The sequence below is a fragment of the Marinomonas shanghaiensis genome (assembly GCF_003259175.1).
GTDB lineage: Bacteria > Pseudomonadota > Gammaproteobacteria > Pseudomonadales > Marinomonadaceae > Marinomonas > Marinomonas shanghaiensis.
Genome location: NZ_QGOK01000010.1, coordinates 97,080 through 119,077 on the forward strand (window position 1 = coordinate 97,080; position 21,998 = coordinate 119,077).

Below are 21,998 nucleotides of genomic sequence, written 5' to 3' on the forward strand. Positions count from 1 at the left end.
ATTTATTCAGTTTTAAGAGAATACTTCGTGGGTGGTTTCAATTTCTTTGTAAAAAAACGTCGCGTTGTGCAGCATGCCATTGGCACTTCGCGTGTAGCCTGGCACCTCACCAAACGGAATATAGCCCATATTGACATACATGTCGTGAGCTATGTCGTCACTTCTGACTTCGAGAATCAGCAATTGACGCTGCATAGAGGCGGCAACACGTTCAACACCTTGCATCAACATTCCACCGAGGCCATGCTCTCTGGCTTGTGTATGAACCATCAATTTTTCCACGTCACAACGGTGCAGTGCGTTCGCTTTTGGTGACATAGCAATTTGCACGCTACCCACTACTTTATTATCTTCTCGGATGAGCAAAACTTGTCGAGCATTGGCTTGTAAATCATCATTGATCGACAGCCAATAAGCTTTTGCCTCAGATTCACTCATTGGTGGCAAGAAGCCAATAGGCGCACCGGAATCCACTGCATCACACAGCAACTCAACAAGATCATCTAGATAGGGATTAAGGTTGTCTACTTTGAGTAATTCCAAACTCTTTTCCTCGTCTTTTAGATTATTGCAATAATACCTGAGCGAGCGCCGGTTAGGAAACGCCCGTGTTCGTTAAGTCATTTGAAGGCATAAAAAAAGCGACCTAAGCCGCTTTTTTATGCAAATTCATTCGAGCTTTTAAACATTTCCCATATAACGACCAGGTTTATGATTTACCGCAATAATCATATTTAACGCCACGGCCCCAATCACAGAGATAATGATCAAGTAAAAATCCACCACAAAAACAGACAACAACACGATAACGCAATCGACAGCCATCTGAAATTTGCCCATCGAAATGCCGTATTTTTCAGCAAGGTAGCGAGCCAAAATATTCAACCCACCTAAACTGGCATTGTGGCGAAACAGCATTAAAAAGCCCACCCCCATCAAAAACCCTCCGGCCACACTGGCATAAAAGGGATTCACCTGATCAAAGCTCACCAACATCGGAGTCACGTCAGCAAAAACAGACAAAGAAAAGACCGACAAAAAAGTCTTAATCGTAAACTCCCAACCAAAATGCATAATAGCCAGAATGTAAAAAGGCAGGTTTATCAGAAAAAATGCTTGTCCAAACGTTAGAGGAGTCGAATATTTCATCAAAAATGCCAGCCCAGCGGAACCGCCTGTAAGCAAACCGGCATGAGTATACAAGTTAACGCCCAAGGCGATAATCAAGGTACCAAGAATAACCGCTTGGGCGTCTTCAAGACGTGTATGTTTTTGTACCTTCGGAAGCTCTGCTGTTGACATGAATTTTCTCTAGCCCATCAATAAAAGTAGAAATAAGAGGCGTGAATTTTAGAGAAAAACCTTGTGCAGACCAACACCCGCTACAAAAGCAATTCTTGTGTGTTTTTCACAAAGTGTCTTGTTTTTTGTACACCGGATTGGCACAGATTCGCCCAATCACTTTTCCAACCACTCGACGGGGTGACACCCAACCAATGCGCTCAGACTGCAGACTTTTGTTCGTTTCCCCTCCCAGCCAAAGCTGACCATCAGGCGCAATGTGCAGCACCTTTTTCACAATAAGACCATACAAAGCATGATCCACCACGACAAGATGACCAACTTGCAATTTACGATACCAACGGCTTGTAAAAACAAAGTCGCCATTATGCAAGCTTGGCGACATGCTTTCGCCCTGTACTTTAATGAGACGAAACATAGACCCTCCTTTTTTAATTTAGCCTATATACCGTTGTATTCAAAGGCTTCACACTAGGCGTGTGCCACCTCAAAACGGATCAATTTATCGAGCTGAGTAATCACACTATGCATCATGATGAATATTCTCCTTATTAATTTGCTTACGGCGACGCACACATTGCTTATAAATAAAACCGCCGCTAATCACACCACCCACGGCCAATACAGCCACAAAATTCACCCAATCACCGAACCAATACGACTCCGAACTCGAATTCGCCAAAGCAAGATGGCTAATGAAAAGACTGGAACAGACCAATACAATAGAAAACAGAACCTTCATACAAACTCCATTAATGTCGCACCAAGGCCGTTGGCATTGATACGGCGTGCGACAAGGCTTGCATGAGCGCTTTACTTTGTGCAGATACGTTTTTGTTATAACTCTGAGAAAACAACTCCCACTCAAAACGAATATGTGTGGCTGTTCTCATGATCAGATTGCGTTGCTCATCGTTCATGTCTGGACGAACGATAATGGCCTGTAAGAAGTTCACTGCGTTTTCATATTGGGTATTGGCTGAAATATAGTCACCTAATGCGGTGTAAGATTCAGCAATATTCAGGAAGCTGACCGCAGCGGCGGCGACTGCCGACTCTGCGTCTCGATAAAAATCTTCATCAAACGAACGTTCTGCCTGCCTCAACGCTTGTTGATTTAAGTCAACCGCCTCTGAAAAAGCATGATTTGAATACGCTTTATTTGCTTGTCTTGTTAAACGTTCCCAGTCTTGCATGGTGACCTCCACAATATAGATGACTCTCACTAAAATTAATGAGAATCATTATCGTAAAAGATTTTAAATAAAGCCAGAAAAATTGAGAATAAATCTCATTTGAATCTATTCTTTACAGTGTCAAGACGTGATCAAATCAGACTTAAGAGACAAAAAAACAACGGTAGCACACCAAGTGAACTACCATTCAATGCCCACTTGCGCTTTAACGCCGTTTGCAAAAGCATGACGTTCATTGGCAATTTTACTGTGAGTGTCAACTGTGTCTAACAGAACGCGTGGAGCTGTACGCCCTGTCATCATGACGTTTTGGTGAGCAGGACGTGCGGCCAAGGCGGCAATTAAATCGGCTTCGTTTAAATAGCCGTACTTGTACATATAGGTGATTTCATCCAGCAAAACAAAATGCACACTAGGATCCGATAAAACCCCTTTTGCTAACGCCCATGCTTGCTCAGCGGCTTCTTTTTCTAATTCTGGATCACGTGTTTCCCACGTAAAGCCATGTCCCATCACGTGAAAATCCACGGAAGGATGTGCACCAAAAAACAACTGCTCCCCAGTGGCTTTACGACCTTTGATAAATTGAATAACAGCGCATTTTTGACCATGCCCCAACGCACGAGCCATGGTGCCAAAAGCACTGGAGCTTTTGCCTTTGCCATTGCCTGTTAGCAAGATAGTCACACCACGCTCTTCGGTCGCCGCCGCAATACGCTGATCAACAACCGCCTTTTTTTTCAACAAACGCGCTTCGTTCTTTTCCGCTTGCTCTGTTTTTTGCTCTAGGTTTTTTTTCTCATCCGTCATAATGTATCTCTTTTTATGCTTTTTCTTCTTGTACTATTTTTTCTTGTACAACAGCCAACTTGGATAGTACAAATCTTTATGTATCGCAAACACCCTCAGTATAAAGACTAAAGCCACAGCGTAAATCGAGTTAAACTCATGCGTCGGTATATTTTTTTCAAGCAACACCAGCAACAAAGCCCCCAAAAACGCAGGCGTGGCATAAAACTCTCGCCCCAACACCAAAGGGGGACGATGACTTAACACATCACGAATAATGCCTCCCGCCACACCGGTGATAATCCCCATGGTAATGGCAATCGTGGGTGGAAAACCAAGTAGCAAGACTTTCTCGGTTGCCACAACGGTAAAAAGCGCCAAGCCAAAAGAATCGGCATAATGGAAAACCGTCTGCCTGTCTTCAATAAATCGCACTGTAAAAAACGCCAGTGTCGATGACAAAAACGCCACCCATAAATAAGACGTATCCTTTACCCAGTAGACTGTTTCAACAGATAAAACCGTATCCCGAATCGTACCGCCGCCCAATGAGGTCACCATTCCAAGAAACACAACACTAAAAAGATCCATGTCTTTTTTACCGGACGAAATAACCCCAGTAATAGCAAACGCAGCAATCCCAAACATACCCAACAGATATAGCAACATTATGTATTTTTTCTCAATCGAACCTAAGACGATTTGGTGAACACCAAACCCAACTTGTAAACCACACTTATGGCTAGCTAGACACCCAATCGCCGGCACCTAAGCGTTTTAACATCACAAAATCTCCCTGAATGGAAAGCTCCGTGACACTGCAAAAACCCACATCAATTCGATGGCATTGCTCTAAAGGCCATTGGCAAAGCATGCTAACGAACACTTTAATAACACCAGAATGCGCCACCAACACGCAATTCTCCATCGGCAAATCTTTCACCGATAACCACCAGCGCCAGACACGATCCGCCACGACTTGCAATGACTCACCACCATAAGGCGCCGAGTTAACAATGTCTCCGGCCCAAGTATCGATTTCTTGCTTGGGAATATCTTGCCAACACAGTCCTTCCCAATTGCCAAAATCCAACTCCTTTAACGCATCTACTGTCTGTGATTGATCATCGCTAATGTATTCAGCCAATCGCAATGCTCGGCTTAATGGGCTGTGAAAACACGCATTTGACTCGCCATCAAATGTTATCGATAACGCCTGCTTTAATGCGTGAGCGCCTTCTTCCCACCCCTTCGCCAGTGGCACATCCATATCGCCATAACACAAGCCTTTCTTCACCTCAGGCCTTGGGTGTCGAATCAGATACAACTTCATGAATAAGACACCAACAAACACAGAATCACAAAAATCTCACCGACCTGCTCACTGGCACCTAAGGTATCCCCATTAAAACCGGCTATTTTTTTGTTTAAATAGAGGCGCATCAAAAAGAGTAAAACCGCTACCAAAACAAAAGTGACAAGCAAATCAAACAGATTAAAAGCCAACACACCAATCAGCAAACAAGGCAACACCGCAAGCAGCCACTGACTAGGATCTAATTTAGCAATCATACTCGACGCCTTGCTTTGCCCCATGGTCACATAATCTAACGTATTCATCAGGACAATAGGGATAAACCGAGCGATAACATGCACAAGACACCAACCACTTAGGGTATAAATAAAGCCTAAAAAAGAATCGGGGATAACAGTCAACAACTCGCTCAGCAGCGCCCATTTTAAAGACAAAGAAAACCAGATAGACAAGGCGGCATAACTGCCGATACGCGAATCTTTCATGATTTCTAAGCGTTGTTCTTTGTCCCAGCCGCCCACCAGACCATCGCAGCTGTCCATCAAGCCATCTTCATGAAATCCCCCCGTAATCAATACCGCGGTTAATAACATAAACAGAGCTTGTAAAGACGTCGGCCAATCAAACCATAATGGCCAAGCGCTCAATAACCCAACGACAACGCCAATCCACGGTAAAAAGCACACCGCAGGGACGTGCTTGATATCATCACTCCAGTCCACTTTCAATGGGATTCGAGTGTAGGTAACCAGACTGCGTTTAAAACCTTGCCAATAAGGACCCATAATCATGCTGTTCACCATCGTGTAATATAACCAACATTATTGCCATTGCGTTCAGCACTACTTTTAGGATTCTGAACCACTCACGCCAGCACTTTCAAAGCTCGCCATTTTATTCAAAAACACGCAAGCGCTGTTGATTAACGGATACGCCAAAATAGCACCTGAGCCTTCCCCCAAACGCAAATCCAATGACAAAATAGGTTCTGCCTGCAAATAATCAAGCAGCATCTTGTGCGCTTTTTCATTGGATTGATGAGCAAAAATCGCATAGTCACGCACATTAGGTGCGACTTTCTGAGCAAACAATAAAGCCACCGAGCAAATGAAACCATCCACTACAAATGCGGTTTGACGCTGAGCTGACTGCAACATAGCCCCCGCCATTGCCACTATTTCAAAACCACCCACCTGCTCTGCGAGTGTTTGCGCACTCCACTCAGACATCATCTGACCCGTTTCTTGTTCTGCACGTTTTAATGATTGCTCAATAACCTGTGCCTTATGAGAAACCCCAGCCTGATCTAACCCAGTCCCTCGACCCGCGCTGTCTGAAGCGCTCACGCCAATTAACGCGGTCATCATGCAAGAGGACACACACGTATTACCAATACCCATTTCACCAAACATCAACACGTTCGCGCCGTCATCAATGGCAAGGTTTGCCTCATCGACTCCAGCTTGAACAGCCTGCTCTAACTGTTTCGCTGACATGGCCGCTTGTTGACTAAAATCTTTTGTCGAAAAAGCCACTTTGCGCGCACCTAATAAAGGATGAGCAGCTAGTTCCGCATTCACCCCCACATCAACAACACGAAGTGGAACATTATACTGAGCACAAAACACACTGACCGCCGCGCCGCCCATCAAGAAATTCATCACCATTTGCGGGGTCACTTCTTGAGGAAACAAACTAACACCTTGGGCAACGACACCATGATCGGCAGCAAAGACAATCATTTTGGGCTTTGATACGTCAGGTGTTAAGGTCTGCTGAATTGTGCCAAGCTGAAAAGCAATGTTTTCCAGCTCACCCAAGGCCCCTAACGGCTTCGTTTTGTTATCAATTTTGTGTTGTAACTCGGCACCGATAACGGCCGACGGTGTTTGAATAGAAAACTGTGTAAACAAGGCTTTTTGCCCCTTAGATCTTGGCCTTAACAGCCCGTTGACGCACGACTTCGTAGAGACAAACACCTGTCGCTACCGACACATTCAAACTCGATACCACACCCGCCATCGGCAATTTCACTAGGTAATCGCATTGCTCACGAGTCAAACGACGCATGCCATCGCCCTCTGCGCCCATGACAATGGCCGTTGGAATGGTTAAGTCCTGTTCATAAATGGTTTGTGTTGCTTCACCCGCGGTGCCAAAAATCCAAACGCCTTGGTCTTGCAACTTTTTCATGGTACGAGCAAGGTTAGTCACCGCATAAACCGGAATGCTTTCGGCCGCGCCGCAAGCGACTTTACTCACGGTGGCATTCAAAGGCGCAGAGTTATCTTTTGGCATGACCACCGCATGAGCGCCCGCCGCATCAGCGCTACGCAAACAAGCGCCTAAATTATGCGGATCGGTCACACCATCCAGAATAATAATCAAAGGATTTTCGTCTAAGCCAGCAACCAAAGTATGCAAATCCGCTTCGTTACCGGCTTTATTCATCGTGGTATAAGCCACGACACCTTGGTGAACCACACGGTCTTTAGTGGCCGTAAATAATTGATCTAGGTCGCGACGAGGCACCACACTGTGGCGCACTTTCGCTGTTTTACACAACTGTATTAAACGCTGAGTTTTCTTATCATCACGGCCTTCTTGAAAACGCACTTCTTTGATACGCTCAGGCTGTTGAGTCAACGCATTTTCCACGGCATGTATGCCGTATATCCATTCTAAATCTGACATTATCTACTCTATTAATTTGGGGGCATATGCCCCCATTTTATTCATCTAGAACGTTACTCATCTAGAAAGTTATTCATCTAAAAAGCTAAGATCACAGCTTTCAGATCAGTCTTTTGCTTTTGGTTTGGCATTGTTCTTTTTCGGCTTTTTAGCTTTCTTCGGCTTTTTAGCAACTGCCGCAGCAGGCTTACCATTAGCCGAAACCGTACCCGATTTTTTCTGTCTAACACGTTTGCCTTTAGACACGGGGGAACGACGCTTTTTCTTTGCCTTGCCGTCAGATTCTTTGCCTTCTTTTGCGGCTTTGCCACCCTTCTCTTTCGACTTAGCATCTTCCGCTTTAGCGACAGTTCTAGGCTTAGGACGACCGCCCAGTTCAATAGGCGGTAACTGAGCTAATTGCATTTCAAGCTCGGTCATCTCGTTGCGTTCGACTTTTTTACGTGGCTGACGGCTTGTATTTTCATCCAAACTCAAGTCGATTTTACGCTGTTCCAAATTGACACTGGCAACACGCACTTTTAAGGTATCACCAAGGCGGAAAACACGCCCTGTACGTTCACCGATAATCGCCTGATGTTCCATGTCATGCACAAAGTAATCTTGTCCAAGCCCTGAAATATGCACCAAACCATCAACAAACAAACCTTGCAACTCAACGAACAAGCCAAATGACGTCACCGCGGTGACAACCCCATCAAAGGGCTCGCCCAAATGCTGTTCAACGTACTGGCATTTCAACCAGGCTTCCACATCACGAGTGGCCTCATCGGCGCGACGCTCAGTCAGGGAACAAGACTCGCCTAAGCTGTCCATATCGGCATCGGTGTAGCCGTAAATTTTACGCGCTTTAATCTCTAAGCTACCGGCCACACGGTGTGCTTGACGCACCGCAGGACGACCTTCACCACGAATCAAATAGCGAATCGCACGGTGAACCAGCAAATCTGGGTAACGACGAATGGGCGACGTAAAGTGAGTATACGCCTCATAATTCAAGCCAAAATGCCCAACATTATCCGGCTGATACACGGCCTGAGACATAGAGCGCAACATCATGGTTTGAATACTGCGCGCGTCTGCACGATCTTTAATGCTTTCGGAAAGAGCAGCATAATCAGCAGGAGTTGGCTTAGTGCCGCCAGTTAATTCAAGACCAAGCAAACCGAGGTAGGTTCGCAGCGTTAATAAACGATCATCTTTAGGGCCTTCGTGAACGCGATATAAAGCAGGCAAATTCGCTTTAATCAAGAGTTCAGCGGTTGCCACGTTCGCACACAACATGCACTCTTCAATCAGTTTATGAGCATCATTACGTTCAACGGGAATGATATGCTCAATTTTAGAGTTCTCATCAAACACCATACGAGTCTCGACCGTATCGAACTCCATCGCACCGCGTTCATCACGAGCGTCTCTCAACACATGATACAAACCCTTTAAATCATCAATGTGCGACACAATCGAAGCATACCGTTCACGCAACTCAATACCTTGCTCTTCTGGCTCGTCAGCGATCATTTTCGCGACCTTGGTATAAGTCAAACGTGCGTGAGAACGAATAATACCTTCATAGAACTTAAAGCCGCGCATTTTGCCTTTGCTCGTCAAGGAGATTTCCGCCACCATTGCCAAACGATCTACGTCTGGGTTAAGTGAACACAAACCATTCGACAAAACTTCCGGCAGCATGGGAATCACACGACCAGGAAAATAGACAGAGTTACCACGCACAATGGCTTCTTCATCTAATGCTGTGTCTTTTTTGACATAATGCGACACATCGGCAATCGCCACGAACAACTTCCAACCGCCCGGTGTTTTTTCACAATACACCGCATCATCGAAATCACGAGCATCTTCGCCATCGATCGTCACAAAAGGCGTATCACGCAAATCGACACGATGCGCTTTGTCTTCTTCTGCGACTTCTGTGCTGAAATTTTTGATTTGCTTTTCAACCGCAGCTGGCCATTCATGAGGGATTTCATAGCGGTGCATGGCCACTTCGATTTCAACGCCTGGCGCCATAAAGTCACCAAGGACCTTTTTCACTAGGCCTTGGGCAGGCTTACCACGTTCCGCGTAAGTCACGATTTCAGCCAACACATATTGTCCGTGTTTCGGTGACAAACCCGAGTCTGTGGTGATCAAGATATCTTGGGCGATACGAGGATTTTCAGGTGTGACGAAAGCCGTGCGGCTCTCTTCATAATATCTGCCAACAAGCTGGGTGTGCTTACGTTCTAGCACCTCAACCACCACACCATCTAGGCGACCTTTCACGCTGCGACCAGAAAGGCGTGCTTTGACTTTATCGCCATCCATCACGTTCTGCATTTGACGGGCAGATAGGAAAATGTCGTCATCATTTTGACGCAACAAGAAACCATGACCTTCTTTATTGCCTTGAACGTACCCTTCAATCAGGTCGCTTTCCAATATCGGCGAATATTCGTCATGTTGATTGCTGGTCATTTGATTGTCTCGGCACATGGCGATGAGACGTCGACGGAGGGCTTCAATTTCGTCTTCGCCTGTTAGCGAAAACGCTTCGCATAGATCTAAATGACCCATGCTTTTATTCTGGGTGGCAAGAAATTCTAAAATGAATTCGCGGCTCGGTACGGGGTTATCGTACTTAGACGCTTCTCGCTGCATATGTGGGTCGTTAATTTTATTATTACTCAATGTATTTTTATCCTTGGTTTTATCAATAAGACGCCCTTTTTATAAAATAGAAATATGAACATCTCACTATTCAGAGCATTTGTCGTACCTTGCTATCAATTCTAGCCTGCCACTGACGCGCTCAATTAATGGTCATTATAGAGCATATTCACCAAATACTCTTCAAGTTCGCGTAGCTCTTAGCATTATCTGCACACTCTGTCGGGATAAATTTGGTAATTACACAACAAACCAGTCTTATTACTCGCTATTTGAACGTTTTTTTCTAGCACGCATTATGCCTTTTTCGACTAACTGAAATATTTTGATGAATTATTTGTCTAAATTTCAAGCAAAAACCATGAACCCATCGAAATACCTGATCATTTCGCCATGCATTTTCACTGTCTGTGACGCACCAAATTCATTTCCGCCATCACTTTGGTGGAAATTTCTTCCACAGAGAGCTTGGTCGAATTCAAAAAAGGAATACGCTCTTGCCGATATAAAGACTCCACTTCGTCCACTTCATAGCGACACTGACGCGACGAAGCGTATTTACTGGCGGCCATACGCCCCGTACGAATTTCGTGCAAACGCTGAGCATCTATGGTCAAACCAAACAACTTTTTCTTATGATCCTTTAACACCTTAGGCAAACCTGGAGTAGAAAAATCATCTTCGGTAATCGGGTAGTTTGCGGCTTTAATGCCGTACTGCATCGCCAAGTACAAACTGGTTGGTGTTTTGCCTGAGCGTGACACCCCCAACAAGATAATATCCGCCTCGGCAAAATTCTTCACTGAAGCCCCGTCATCGTTCGCCAACGCGTAGTTGATGGCCTCTATTCGAGCATCATAAACGCCCTCTTTCATACCATGCGCTTTCCGTGCTGTCGGCTGAGCTTTGACCCCCAAAGCTTGCTCAATCGGCGACAATAAATCGCCAAACAAGTTGTAACAATGACAATCACAAGAATCGATAATCTCGCGAATAGCGGCATCGGAAATGGTATAAAACACCAGCAAAGCAATGCCTTGTTGCATTTCCAGATTAATCTGCTGCTTCAAGCCTTCCGCCTGATCTTTGGTGGCCAAAAAAGGCACACTTTTGGTTTCCACCGCCACATCAAAAAACGACAACATCGCCGATCCAAACACCTCAGCGGTGATCGCTGTCCCATCTGATACAAAGTACACTTTCATGCGTTTTTCCCATTTTTGTTGTTATCTAACGACATTCGTTTTTTCGATTGAAATAAAACTACATCGAATAATCGATTTTATTCAAAGCAACGACCCTACATACAATGAACCCAGACTCAGCGCTTTGACAAGAGCCCACAGCGATTTGATCTGTGCCTGACGTCTGCTTGGCAAACCAGCCATCTTTTGGCAAAACCAGCCATATTCTTTTAATAAGAAAAAATAATGGGAGTCTCTTGTGAGCAAATTTATTAAGTGGTTTAAAGATCTTCATATGGAAGATGTCGGTGAAGTAGGCGGCAAAAACGCCTCTTTAGGTGAAATGATTTCCAACCTGACAGACCTTGGTATTCAAGTACCAAACGGTTTCGCAACCACTTCCTATGCTTATCAACGCTTCATTACAGAAAGTGGCCTAAACGACAAGATCCATCAAGCACTGGACGCATTGGACGTAGACGATGTTCACGCCCTTGCCGAAACAGGCGTACAAATTCGCCAATGGATTGAAGACGCCACTTTCTCAACCGAATTTGACCAAGAGATCGAAGCGGCTTTTGCCATCCTTTGCGATGACAACGCCGACGATACCTCATTTGCCGTGCGCTCTTCTGCCACAGCAGAAGACTTGCCAGACGCGTCTTTCGCAGGCCAGCAAGAAACCTTTCTCAATGTGAAAGGCTTAGCAGACATCAAAGCCTCGATTAAGCGCGTGTTTGCTTCGCTATTTAACGACCGTGCGATTTCTTACCGCGTTCACCAAGGTTTTGAACACCAAGGCGTGTCTTTATCCGCTGGTATTCAAAAAATGGTCCGCAGTGACATCGGCGCATCTGGTGTACTTTTCACCCTAGACACAGAATCCGGCTTTGACGAAGTGGTTTTCATCACTGCCGCTTACGGTCTTGGTGAAATGGTTGTACAAGGCACAGTCAACCCAGATGAATACTACGTTCATAAACCCACACTGGCGGCTAACCGCCCAGCGGTTGTCCGTAAGAGCCTAGGCAGCAAAGCACAAAAAATGGAATACGCTGAAGCGGGCAACGACGAATTCGTGAAAATCGTTCCTGTTGCTCTGGACGACCAAAACCGCTTTGCCCTAACCAACGACGAAATTGAAGACCTTGCTCGCCAAGCGTGCATCATCGAAAAACACTACAAACGTCCAATGGACATTGAATGGGCGAAAGACGGTATCGACGGCAAAATTTACATTGTCCAAGCGCGTCCAGAAACCGTCCGTAGCCAAGCCAATGCCCAAAGCATGGAACGTTACAACCTGAAAAAAACCTCTCAGGTGATGATCACCGGCCGCGCCATTGGTCACAAAATCGGCACAGGCGCCGTAAAAGTATTGTCTTCTATTACTGAAATGGATCGCATCCAACCGGGTGACGTTTTGGTAACCGACATTACCGATCCAGATTGGGAACCCATCATGAAGCGGGCTTCCGCGATTGTCACCAACCGTGGCGGTCGTACTTGCCACGCTGCGATCATCGCTCGTGAACTCGGCATTCCAGCCGTGGTAGGGTGTGGCGACGCCACCGAAGTATTAAAAGACGGTCAAATCGTCACCGTGTCTTGCTCACAAGGCGACATGGGCTTTGTTTACCAAGGCGAATTGCCTTTCGACATCATCACCTCGGAAGTCGGCAACATGCCAGAACTACCGGTGAAAATCATGATGAACGTGGGTAACCCAAACCGCGCCTTTGACTTTGCCATGTTACCCAACGCCGGCATTGGCTTGGCGCGCCTAGAATTCATCATCAACCGCATGATCGGCATTCACCCAAAAGCCTTGTTGAACTACGCAGACATGACACCGGCTCTGCAAGAAGAGATCAACCACCGCATCGCCGGCTACTCAGGTCCGGTGGAATTCTACGTCGACAAACTGGTCGAAGGCGTCGCGACACTGGCTTGCTCTTTCTCTAAAAAACCCGTGATCGTGCGCTTATCTGACTTCAAATCAAACGAGTACCACAACCTGGTTGGTGGCCCCTTGTTTGAACCAGATGAAGAAAACCCCATGCTGGGCTTCCGTGGTGCCGCGCGTTACATTGACGCCTCGTTCCGTGATTGCTTCGCCCTAGAATGTGAAGCCATCCGCCGCGTGCGTAACGACATGGGCTTAACCAACGTACAAATCATGATCCCGTTTGTCCGCACACTGCAAGAAGCACAACAAGTCACCGAACTGCTTGCAGAACAAGGCTTGGCCCGTGGTCAAAACGGCCTGAAAGTCATCATGATGTGCGAACTGCCGTCAAACGCCCTACTGGCTGACGAGTTCCTAGAATACTTCGATGGCTTCTCAATCGGCTCAAACGATTTAACCCAACTAACACTCGGACTCGACCGCGACTCAGGATTGATCGCCGACAAATTCGACGAACGTAATCCAGCGGTTAAAAAACTGCTCAAAATGGCCATTACTGCTTGTCGTGAACAAGGAAAATACGTCGGCATCTGCGGCCAAGGCCCATCCGACCACGCCGACTTCGCCGACTGGCTCGTCGCCCAAGGCATCGAAAGCATGTCTCTTAACCCAGACACCGTCATCGAAACCTGGCTACACCTTGATGAAGTACTGAAAAACAACGAACTAAGCAGCAAAGCCATTTAAAGAAATCTTCCCGTTACGTCGCAGTAATACCAGACATGGCGTAACGGGAAAAAAGTCTGCGTCTAACGACCTATTGAAAGATAGATTGTTAGAACAGAGTGCTGTGTTAGCAGCACGTGGCCTTATCATAGTCATTTATGAGCGCCACTCTCTAGTTTTATAGCCCCGCCCTGCGGGGCTTTTTTTTGGTTTTCTTTGGTTCCATTCAAACGCTTTGCATTCCCAACCTTTATTCCGCACCTTAATTCAGGAAAAAGCTGGGCGTGTAACTTTTGTCAATCGATGCAAATTTATACCCAATACCGTACTGCTACTCGTAGGGCGTGATAAGGGAGGTACGACCGCAATCCGCCACTGAAAGCAAAGCTTTCATTGTAGGTCGCGGCTTCAGCCCGACACGGAATTCATGCTCCATCTAAACGCTTTGCATTCCTAATCTTTATTTATCGTAAGGCATAGATTGTTTTTACAGGCTTAAGGAAGGGGATTTTTAACTGACTCCGAAACGCCATAAAATCGCGCAATCAACTCTCTATTAGAAAAGGCTTCGAACTGACTTCATCATAGAGACTAGGTTTTCGTAGGGCGTCATGAACGAAGTGTAATGCGCCGTTGAAAGCGAAGCTTTCATTGTAGGTCGCGGCTTCAGCCCGACACGGAATTCATGCTCCATTTAAACGCTTTGCATTCCCAACCTTTATTTATCGTAAGGCATAGATTGTTTTTACAGGCTTAAGGAAGGGGATTTTTAACTGACTCCGAAACGCCATAAAATCGCGCAATCAACTCTCTCTTAGAAAAGGCTTCGAACTGACTTCATCATAGAGACTAGGTTTTCGTAGGGCGTCATGAACGAAGTGTAATGCGCCGTTGAAAGCGAAGCTTTCATTGTAGGTCGCGGCTTCAGCCCGACACGGAATTCATGCTCCATTTAAACGCTTTGCATTCCCAACCTTTATTTATCGTAAGGCATAGATTGTTTTTACAGGCTTAAGGAAGGGGATTTTTAACTGACTCCGAAACGCCATAAAATCGCGCAATCAACTCTCTCTTAGAAAAGGCTTCAAACTGAATTCATCATAGAGACTAGATTTTCGTAGGGCGTCATGAACGAATTGTAATGCGCCGTTGAAAGCGAAGCTTTCATTGTAAGTCGAGGCTTCAGCCCGACATGGAATTCATGCTCTATTCAAACACTTTGTATTCCCAAACTTTATTCCGCTCTGCTGAGCGGGTAACTTTTTGCTAGCGCCTAAACGTTTTTTTATTCTCGATTATATTGATAAACCACATCCCTAAAGGTACTTCTTGTTTCGCTAAGTTCATAATTAAACTTACAAAACATCTCCTTATATTGTTCATTATCCCTAAATTCAGGGCTATAACTGAAGTGAATGATTTCAACAAAAGAATTTCCTAAAAAATCAAACATCTGATTCATGTAAGGATGAATACGCGTAGGATGCCAAACCACTAAATCCTCGTTATCTTCCTCAGCTGCATACTCCAATATACGACTATCTGATGAACCAACCAAAATATCAAATTCATGAAGAGTGTTGAAAATTAACTTAAGCAGCTCGTTTACCTTAAGCAGCTCGTTTTCTTCATACGGTTGCCAGGAACTTTCCCGAAAAAGCCTCAGACAAAGTGTAAGTTCATTCAGTACAGGTGTAACAAAACAAGTGTTTCTAGCAACTTTCTCTTCTTCATCTGTGCAGGAAGTATAAAAAACATCTCTTTTCATATCATCCGCATAGAACCCAAAATAACGGAAGTCATTTTGACTAAAAATATTTTCGTATAGCTTATTAGCGTCATGAAATTTGATTCGCCACAACTTTTCTTCCTTTTCAAGTAATTCCTTAAACGTCTCTCTATGCTTAATGTTGTTCTCAAAGGCATTCTTTTGTTCTGTCGCCTGAATCTGCCTATCTGTTCTCATAATTTGAGCAGCCGTTTGAACCGAACGATGGTGAGAAGCCACTAATGCCACCAAAGGAAAGGCCAGCGACGCGATTGCCAAGGGGAGTTTCAATCGGCCAATGGCATCGTTGATGTGTGCAGAGGACAGCCCCCAATCCAAAGACTGTTGGCTGTTATCCCAAATAACAATGATCACGATAAAGAACACTGCTGTAGCGATCGGCCCCCATAGAGCCCATTTGAACCACTTATGTTCGGTAAGAGTTTTGTTGTTTGCCATGCCACGCCCTTGTTGGTTGATGTCAGCAGTATATCAGCGTTTTGATGAATTACTGTCAAGGGATGGTGAAGCAATTAATCCCAGATAAAAATTAAACATGTTTGTCTGCCCTAATGTTCAACGGCACATTACGCTCCGCTTATGTGCCCTACGAAGACCAACGCCCTACAACAAAGTCATTTCTTTTATAGAGCCGATTGTGCAATCTGATGGAGCTTCAGAGTCAGTTACCCCTTCCCCACTACATCAAAAGCAGTCTATGCCGTCACTTCATATCTGCTCATACGATATTTTTCATATCACGATAAAAGTTTTCATGAGTGCCTAACGCCATGAGTTCGAGTGTCACTGTGCCATCTTCGTAGCTGTAGCCAAGTAATGTAAGTTGTTTCACCATGTTAAATTTATAGACACGAAGGAAGGATAAATCGGCTTTATTCTGTTGCCCTAGAAGCGGATACTCAATCAATTCTCTGATTGCATTATCTAGATCTGCTTTTTGGTTTTTATGCAGTTTTTTAACCGCTTTTTTAAATGTGGTTGTTTGAAGAACTTGAGTAATGTTAGCCAAAGCTGTATTCCTCAAGTTTTCCGGCTTCTTTTTCCGCTTTGGCAATGATGGCTTGTTTTACAAATTCATAAGGTAAATCTGGGTTATCTTCCATCATTTCACCGATTTTCGCCCAGTGCTCAATTTGCTTAGGTGTTGTTCGGTTTAAGGCTTTCGCCATGATGACCGCTCTATCAACCAGTTCTTGGTCAAGTCGAATACTTGCTGTAGACATAATAAAATCTCCTTAGTGTTATATAAGAACTGTAGCAAATAGCCACAAATGCAGCAACACGCATCACCGATATACTCCAGTATTCCACATCATCCGTCCTTCCATTTAAAAGAGAAAAAACTAAACTCTAAGTGAAGCTATCATGAGTACAACCGCCCTATCCAAGCTATTCTCATTGACCGACGACCTGTTTAAGGACTATATTTGGTCATAACAAAGAGGTATTTATGAAGTTATCAGATCAAATCAAACCTATTAGCTATTTGAAAGCTCATGCTGCTGAGGTCGTGCGTAACCTGGCTACGAATATGCAACCTATTGTGATCACTCAAAACGGTGAAGCTAAGGCGGTGATACAAGACATCAAAAGCTATGAGCAAACCCAAGAAACTATGGCGCTACTTAAGATATTGGCCCTGGGTCAACGTCAGATAGAAGAAGGTAAAGTTCAGCCTGCTGGTGACGTTGTCGCCAAGCTTCGTAACCGGAGTAAAAGCCGCTAATGAGCTATCAGGTTTTTCTCACTGATGATGCCGCTTACGATCTTGAGGCTCTATACGAGTATATCGAAACTCATGATGCACCAGAAAAAGCAGATTACGTTCTAGACAAAATTGAAGAGGCATTTTTAAGCCTTGCCGATAATCCCGAGCGCGGGACCTACCCAAATGAGTTGCTAGCTGTTGGCCTACGGGAGTATCGAGAAATCTATTTCAAACCCTACCGTATTATTTACCAAATGAGTCCGCAGTCTGTTTATGTCATGGTAATCGCGGACGGTCGTCGTGATATGCAGTCTCTTATCGAACGCCGCTTGTTCAAAGCCTAAGGGAATAAAGGGTCAGATGAAAAATTAAAAAAATCAGCCATCTAGTTGTGATTTCTCTGACGTGTGATGACAAATCCGCTCCTGTAGAAACACCACCACTAAACAGAGCGTCATAGCTGTGGCGACACCACTATGTGACCCTTAACTATTCAATGTTTAATCGAGTTTGATCATGAATATCGAAACCGTAGAAAAAGCAGACTATCTTAAGCTAATAGAAATCTGGGAGTCCTCGGTCAGGGCCACTCATGATTTTCTGGCTGAAGAGGATCTACAAGCGTTAAAGCCGTTAATTTTAGAACAGTATTTTGATGCCGTTGAGTTGAGGTGCGCTAAAAATGCCTATGGCGAAATCCAAGGCTTCTGCGGTGTCCATGACGGTAATATTGAAATGTTGTTCATCTCACCGGATGCACGCGGAAAAGGCATTGGTGCCATGCTGTCAGCCCATGCTATCAAAGAACAAGGAGCGTCAAAGGTCGACGTCAATGAACAAAATGAGCAAGCTCTAGGTTTTTACCTGCATATTGGCTTTAGAGTGGTCGGCAGATCACCAGTGGATGGTCAGGGCAAGCCATATCCACTGTTACATATGACGCGATAGAACTTTATAACGGCTAAGCACTGGGCGTCTTTTCCTCACTCTTTTAAAGCACCTTCCTCCTCAGATTTATTATTTTTAATTTTTTTAAAATTATTTTGATCCAGTTTTTTATTAGCATCGTATTTAAAAGTGTTGAACAAAAACACTACTCTCTCAAAAAGGAAAATATTATGTTAAAGAAATTAGTTGCTACTTTGCCACTTATCGCTGCTAGCTTTATATTTACACCTGTTGTTCATGCAGATAATCATGGCATGAAAAAAGATATTGTTGATGTCGCAGTTGAAAATGGCTCCTTTAATACGCTTGTAGCTGCGGTGCAAGCGGGTGGTCTTGTTGACACACTAAAAAGTGAAGGCCCATTTACTGTTTTTGCTCCAACCGATGAAGCCTTTGCTAAGCTGCCTGCCGGGACAGTTGAAATGCTGTTAAAGCCTGAAAACAAAGACAAACTCGTTGCTGTTTTAACTTATCACGTGGTGGCTGGCAAAGTTACTGCAGCAGATGTGGTAAAACTTGACAGTGCAACTACCGTTCAAGGTCAAGCTGTGACGGTTAAAGCAAGTGGTGGTAATGTGATGATTAATGATGCCAAAGTCGTTATTGCTGATGTTGCCGCAAGCAATGGTGTAATTCATGTAATCGATACCGTATTACTGCCTAAATAATAGGCCCTAAGTAATAATACATATTTAATACCATTTAAAAAAAAACACAGAGGGATACTATTTTTCCTTCTGTGTTTTTCGCATTTTAATAAAAAGCATCCATCCCTTATAAAATCATTAAAAACAACAGGAATTTCTTTAAATTAAATAGTAAAAAGAAAACGTTTTTATTTTTTATTTACTCAATGCTCTCTCCACACAGATAGCAGCATGAGCATCATTGGCCGCATAAAGAATCTGATGTTCTTTCAGTGGATAAGCGCCCCAGTTGGATCTTTGGGCACCTTTACCAAGACGTTTTCCAAGTACCATGGCGACGGCGGCGCAGGCGCCGATGGTGTTTTTCTCTCCAGCCAGTTGCTTTAAAGTGATGGACAAGTCTTGCGTATTGACTATGTCGATATTGAGCTTATTACGCAGCTCTTTGTTGTCATCTTTGATGCCGAAACCTATTTTTTGGATCTTTTGATTGGTTAATATTTCTCTAGCAGCTGCGACAGCAGCAGGAAATCGGATTGGGAAGAGGAAGGCTTTTGTTTCGGTTGCCAGTTGGATCAATGACGGCCCGGGGCCGACCTCTCCTTTTTGAAAGATCGGCTTACTTTCAGTATCGAACCCAAGACTGATTTCGCTTTTTAGGGCGTCTATGGCTTGTGCTGCGTCGAGTTCGTTTTCAACGATGTAAATATCGGAAAGACCAAGGCCAATGTATAAGGGTAATTCGCTGATTTGTTCCTTGGTAGGACGTTCCATTCTTTTTTCTCTAATGTTTTTTAGGCTTTTTTCAGGTCAAACAGTACGTCGTGGATTTCCGCTTTTAGCTCTTTATCGATAATTTTGTTGCTGTGAATTTTGGCTTGCTCTAGGTATTCAATGGCACCAGCGGTATCACCAAGCTCAATTTTGAGTTGAGCGGCAGAGAAACCGATAGAAGAGAGGTAGTCTTTTGAGTTGATTGCGGCGGCTTTTACTAAGGCTTTATCATAGACAGCAATCGCTTGTTCTAAATCATCGGTAAAGTCACCAAGGGTTTCCCATTGAACTGGATGATCTTTGTCTGTGCCATCGTTGTCATCACAGATGGCTTTTAATTCTGCGTAATAGGCATCAAAACCAGCTTGGTCTTTTTTGTTCGCACAGGTCATGAGTTCTTTGGCTAAAAAAAGCACTTCTTTGTATATTTTGGTGTTCATATATCACTCTGTTTAAGGCATTCGATTATGTCATAGCGAGTATGGTAATTTTAATAGAGGATTTATGACAGCTTTTCGCTGGGATCTTAAAAAATAATGGGAGCTATCTCAATGCAAGTTCATGAATGCGTTTCTTTTATCTTACTAAAAGACCATCAGGTATTGTTAGAAAAACGCGCCAAAGACAAAGAATACGACCCCAATCTGATCGCGATTCCTGGCGGCCATATGGAACATGGTGAAACACAGGAACAAGCCCTATTACGAGAGCTGAAAGAAGAGCTAGACATAGTCCCAACAAATTATGTGCATTTATGTTCCCTTTACCACCCCACAGGGGAACTTCAACTCATTCATTATTATGTCATCACAGAATGGACAGGCACCATCGTCTCACTAGAAGCGGATGAAGTCGCTTGGCATTCGCTTAAGGCAAACCCACTTGATATCGAGGCGGATAAAGTGGCGCTGGCAGAGTATCGAAGGCTTAGTTTGTCATTAGTAACCCTGTAAATTCATATGACGACGTAAAATAAGACCCTTTCGAGTGAATGCTGAGCCTAAGAGATTAATAACGGGGATATTTCGCTTATCGCAAAAATCAATATCATTTATCGATTAAACAATTACAAAGACAAACATCATACCTCTATTCTCAAAATGCTTTTTTATAAAAGCAGCGCTTAGATTACAAGGGCAATAACAATAAAAATGGAGAACAAGTATGTTTAAAATCATGAACAACATAGCAATGTGTTCAATCTTTTTAATCAGCAGTGTTGCTGTATCAGCCGCCGATGAAAACCCGAACAGAGACGACCGCTTTACAACAAAATTCGTCTACGAATCCCGCGTAACAATAGACAAAGAGCGCGTCACCGTTGGACAAAGCAAATACGGTGAACGTGGTATTATTTGGATAACAGGTGGTGAGTTTGCAGGGCCATCGATGAGAGGAAAAGTCATATCTGGCGGCGGTGACTGGCAGCTGGGTAGACCCGATGGCAGTAAAGAATTAGATGCAAAATACGCACTAAAAACCGATGATGGCTTTGTGATTTTAGTTCAAAACAAAGTTACCATTAGCCCAGAACCCACTAAAGAAGACCCAAATAATCGTTATGCCCGAAGCGTATTAAGCTTCGAAGCTCCGATCGGCAGCCCTTATGAATGGATGAATAAATCCGTCTTTCTAGGCACATTAGATAGAGCCGATAACTATAACGAAGATCCAGCAGTAATCATTCGAGTGTGGCAACTGCTTTAAAAGTGTCGCTCCTCAGGCATGTTTTTTAGTATCTTTTTAGAAATAAAAGATACTAAAAAAACAAGTAAGTTCGAAAATAAAGAGCATAAGATAGCGGATAGAAAACGAACAACAATGTCCATAGGTCTATTTAAATCATCCATAAAAACTCTTTGATAGTATATTAGTTTTTGAGTGGTCTCTTCAGCCGAGAACATCCTGTCACCATTAATATCAAATGTATACATCTTCCATTCAAAGTAATCTGATATCCCCTGTATAGGAAGAGTAATTATTAAATATGACAACAAAAAGCAAACAATAATACTTGTAAAAACATTAGGTTTTTTTGCTATATAATTGTAAAAAACCACAACCCCAACATTAAATAAAACAGCCTTAATGCAGCTATAGATAAATAGTTGTCCTATGATTTCACTAATCATTTTTCTGGATACCCTGGATTTGGAAACGTTATTTCCCATATATGGGGCATATAAGGAAACGGTGTTCCTCTAGGTAGCTCTCCAATAATTCCTATATACGTCAGAGGTTCTTGAAAACAATCAGGCCCTATGATTCGATCACCCTGTGCTTGAACAAACCCTGTAAATCGTGTGGTGCACATGCCGTCAGAGCACACAGTTCTATAATGAACTCC

General features: G+C 44.0%; 25 protein-coding genes. 7 read left to right on the plus strand and 18 right to left on the minus strand.

The window, feature by feature from the left end; translation table 11 throughout:
* Positions 1-12: 12 nt before the first annotated feature.
* From DKT73_RS09230 to ppsR, 13 genes are all read right to left on the minus strand, one after another.
* Positions 13-543, minus strand: coding sequence for a GNAT family N-acetyltransferase (locus DKT73_RS09230; RefSeq protein ID WP_111638269.1), 531 nt, complete (start codon positions 541-543; stop codon positions 13-15).
* Positions 544-681: 138 nt separating this feature from the next.
* Positions 682-1,302, minus strand: a complete 621-nt coding sequence (locus DKT73_RS09235; protein ID WP_111638270.1) for a YitT family protein — start codon at positions 1,300-1,302, stop codon at positions 682-684.
* A 106-nt stretch (positions 1,303-1,408) separates the two neighbouring features.
* The gene (locus DKT73_RS09240; RefSeq protein ID WP_111638271.1) at positions 1,409-1,720 is read right to left on the minus strand and encodes a S26 family signal peptidase; all 312 of its coding nucleotides are present in this window, start codon (positions 1,718-1,720) and stop codon (positions 1,409-1,411) included.
* A 105-nt stretch (positions 1,721-1,825) separates the two neighbouring features.
* Entirely contained in the window at positions 1,826-2,044 is a 219-nt protein-coding gene (locus DKT73_RS09245) for a hypothetical protein (RefSeq protein ID WP_111638272.1), read from the minus strand.
* 10 nt (positions 2,045-2,054) lie between these two features.
* Entirely contained in the window at positions 2,055-2,498 is a 444-nt protein-coding gene (locus tag DKT73_RS09250; RefSeq protein WP_111638273.1) for a DUF2753 family protein, read from the minus strand.
* Positions 2,499-2,678: 180 nt separating this feature from the next.
* Positions 2,679-3,308 carry a cob(I)yrinic acid a,c-diamide adenosyltransferase gene (gene cobO, locus DKT73_RS09255; RefSeq protein WP_111638274.1) on the minus strand — a complete coding sequence of 210 codons (630 nt, stop codon included), beginning with the start codon at positions 3,306-3,308 and terminating at the stop codon, positions 2,679-2,681.
* 33 nt (positions 3,309-3,341) lie between these two features.
* Positions 3,342-3,956: a trimeric intracellular cation channel family protein gene (locus DKT73_RS09260; protein WP_111606361.1), complete on the minus strand. Its 615-nt coding sequence runs from the start codon at positions 3,954-3,956 to the stop codon at positions 3,342-3,344.
* 73 nt (positions 3,957-4,029) lie between these two features.
* Positions 4,030-4,620 (minus strand): histidine phosphatase family protein, encoded by a 591-nt coding sequence (locus DKT73_RS09265; RefSeq protein WP_111638275.1) that lies wholly within the window; start codon positions 4,618-4,620, stop codon positions 4,030-4,032.
* On the minus strand, positions 4,617-5,393 hold the full coding sequence (locus DKT73_RS09270; RefSeq protein WP_232827829.1) for an adenosylcobinamide-GDP ribazoletransferase: 777 nt from the start codon (positions 5,391-5,393) through the stop codon (positions 4,617-4,619). Before DKT73_RS09270 ends, DKT73_RS09265 begins: the two co-directional genes overlap by 4 nt.
* 57 nt (positions 5,394-5,450) lie before the next feature.
* Entirely contained in the window at positions 5,451-6,515 is a 1,065-nt protein-coding gene (gene cobT, locus DKT73_RS09275; protein WP_111638276.1) for a nicotinate-nucleotide--dimethylbenzimidazole phosphoribosyltransferase, read from the minus strand.
* Between the two features lie 13 nt (positions 6,516-6,528).
* Positions 6,529-7,296, minus strand: a complete 768-nt coding sequence (rlmB, locus tag DKT73_RS09280) for a 23S rRNA (guanosine(2251)-2'-O)-methyltransferase RlmB (protein WP_111638277.1) — start codon at positions 7,294-7,296, stop codon at positions 6,529-6,531.
* A 105-nt stretch (positions 7,297-7,401) separates the two neighbouring features.
* The gene (gene rnr / locus DKT73_RS09285; RefSeq protein ID WP_111638352.1) at positions 7,402-9,957 is read right to left on the minus strand and encodes a ribonuclease R; all 2,556 of its coding nucleotides are present in this window, start codon (positions 9,955-9,957) and stop codon (positions 7,402-7,404) included.
* Positions 9,958-10,367: 410 nt separating this feature from the next.
* Positions 10,368-11,171 carry a phosphoenolpyruvate synthetase regulatory kinase/phosphorylase PpsR gene (gene ppsR, locus DKT73_RS09290; protein WP_111638278.1) on the minus strand — a complete coding sequence of 268 codons (804 nt, stop codon included), beginning with the start codon at positions 11,169-11,171 and terminating at the stop codon, positions 10,368-10,370.
* A 238-nt stretch (positions 11,172-11,409) separates the two neighbouring features.
* Here ppsR and ppsA point away from each other — a divergent pair, with 238 nt between their 5' ends.
* A complete protein-coding gene (gene ppsA, locus DKT73_RS09295; RefSeq protein WP_111638279.1) occupies positions 11,410-13,806 on the plus strand; it encodes a phosphoenolpyruvate synthase in 2,397 nt (798 codons plus the stop codon).
* A gap of 1,264 nt (positions 13,807-15,070) precedes the next feature.
* Here ppsA and DKT73_RS09300 read toward each other — a convergent pair.
* From DKT73_RS09300 to DKT73_RS09310, 3 genes are all read right to left on the minus strand, one after another.
* Positions 15,071-16,012 (minus strand): hypothetical protein, encoded by a 942-nt coding sequence (locus DKT73_RS09300; protein WP_111638280.1) that lies wholly within the window; start codon positions 16,010-16,012, stop codon positions 15,071-15,073.
* 280 nt (positions 16,013-16,292) lie between these two features.
* Positions 16,293-16,583, minus strand: a complete 291-nt coding sequence (locus DKT73_RS09305; protein WP_111638281.1) for a type II toxin-antitoxin system RelE/ParE family toxin — start codon at positions 16,581-16,583, stop codon at positions 16,293-16,295.
* A complete protein-coding gene (locus DKT73_RS09310; RefSeq protein ID WP_111638282.1) occupies positions 16,576-16,797 on the minus strand; it encodes a TA system antitoxin ParD family protein in 222 nt (73 codons plus the stop codon). Before DKT73_RS09310 ends, DKT73_RS09305 begins: the two co-directional genes overlap by 8 nt.
* Positions 16,798-17,024: 227 nt before the next feature.
* On the opposite strand from DKT73_RS09310, the gene DKT73_RS09315 reads away from it, so the two are divergent.
* The 4 genes from DKT73_RS09315 to DKT73_RS09330 all read left to right on the plus strand — a co-directional run bounded on the left by DKT73_RS09315 (position 17,025) and on the right by DKT73_RS09330 (position 18,898).
* The gene (locus tag DKT73_RS09315) at positions 17,025-17,300 is read left to right on the plus strand and encodes a type II toxin-antitoxin system Phd/YefM family antitoxin (RefSeq protein WP_111638283.1); all 276 of its coding nucleotides are present in this window, start codon (positions 17,025-17,027) and stop codon (positions 17,298-17,300) included.
* Positions 17,300-17,626, plus strand: coding sequence for a type II toxin-antitoxin system RelE/ParE family toxin (locus tag DKT73_RS09320; RefSeq protein WP_111638284.1), 327 nt, complete (start codon positions 17,300-17,302; stop codon positions 17,624-17,626). The genes DKT73_RS09315 and DKT73_RS09320 overlap by 1 nt, the downstream gene beginning before the upstream one ends.
* A 172-nt stretch (positions 17,627-17,798) precedes the next feature.
* Positions 17,799-18,230 carry an acetyltransferase gene (locus tag DKT73_RS09325; protein WP_111638285.1) on the plus strand — a complete coding sequence of 144 codons (432 nt, stop codon included), beginning with the start codon at positions 17,799-17,801 and terminating at the stop codon, positions 18,228-18,230.
* Between the two features lie 170 nt (positions 18,231-18,400).
* Positions 18,401-18,898 (plus strand): fasciclin domain-containing protein, encoded by a 498-nt coding sequence (locus DKT73_RS09330; protein ID WP_111638286.1) that lies wholly within the window; start codon positions 18,401-18,403, stop codon positions 18,896-18,898.
* A gap of 174 nt (positions 18,899-19,072) precedes the next feature.
* Here the strand turns inward: DKT73_RS09330 and DKT73_RS09335 are convergent, their stop codons facing one another.
* Both DKT73_RS09335 and DKT73_RS09340 read right to left on the minus strand, forming a co-directional pair.
* Positions 19,073-19,651 (minus strand): 3'-5' exonuclease, encoded by a 579-nt coding sequence (locus DKT73_RS09335; protein ID WP_111638287.1) that lies wholly within the window; start codon positions 19,649-19,651, stop codon positions 19,073-19,075.
* Between the two features lie 20 nt (positions 19,652-19,671).
* The gene (locus tag DKT73_RS09340) at positions 19,672-20,091 is read right to left on the minus strand and encodes a tetratricopeptide repeat protein (protein WP_111638288.1); all 420 of its coding nucleotides are present in this window, start codon (positions 20,089-20,091) and stop codon (positions 19,672-19,674) included.
* A gap of 111 nt (positions 20,092-20,202) precedes the next feature.
* Here DKT73_RS09340 and DKT73_RS09345 point away from each other — a divergent pair, with 111 nt between their 5' ends.
* Positions 20,203-20,604 (plus strand): NUDIX hydrolase, encoded by a 402-nt coding sequence (locus tag DKT73_RS09345; protein WP_111638289.1) that lies wholly within the window; start codon positions 20,203-20,205, stop codon positions 20,602-20,604.
* 211 nt (positions 20,605-20,815) lie between these two features.
* The gene (locus tag DKT73_RS09350; protein WP_111638290.1) at positions 20,816-21,358 is read left to right on the plus strand and encodes a DUF3237 domain-containing protein; all 543 of its coding nucleotides are present in this window, start codon (positions 20,816-20,818) and stop codon (positions 21,356-21,358) included.
* Positions 21,359-21,998: the final 640 nt, after the last annotated feature.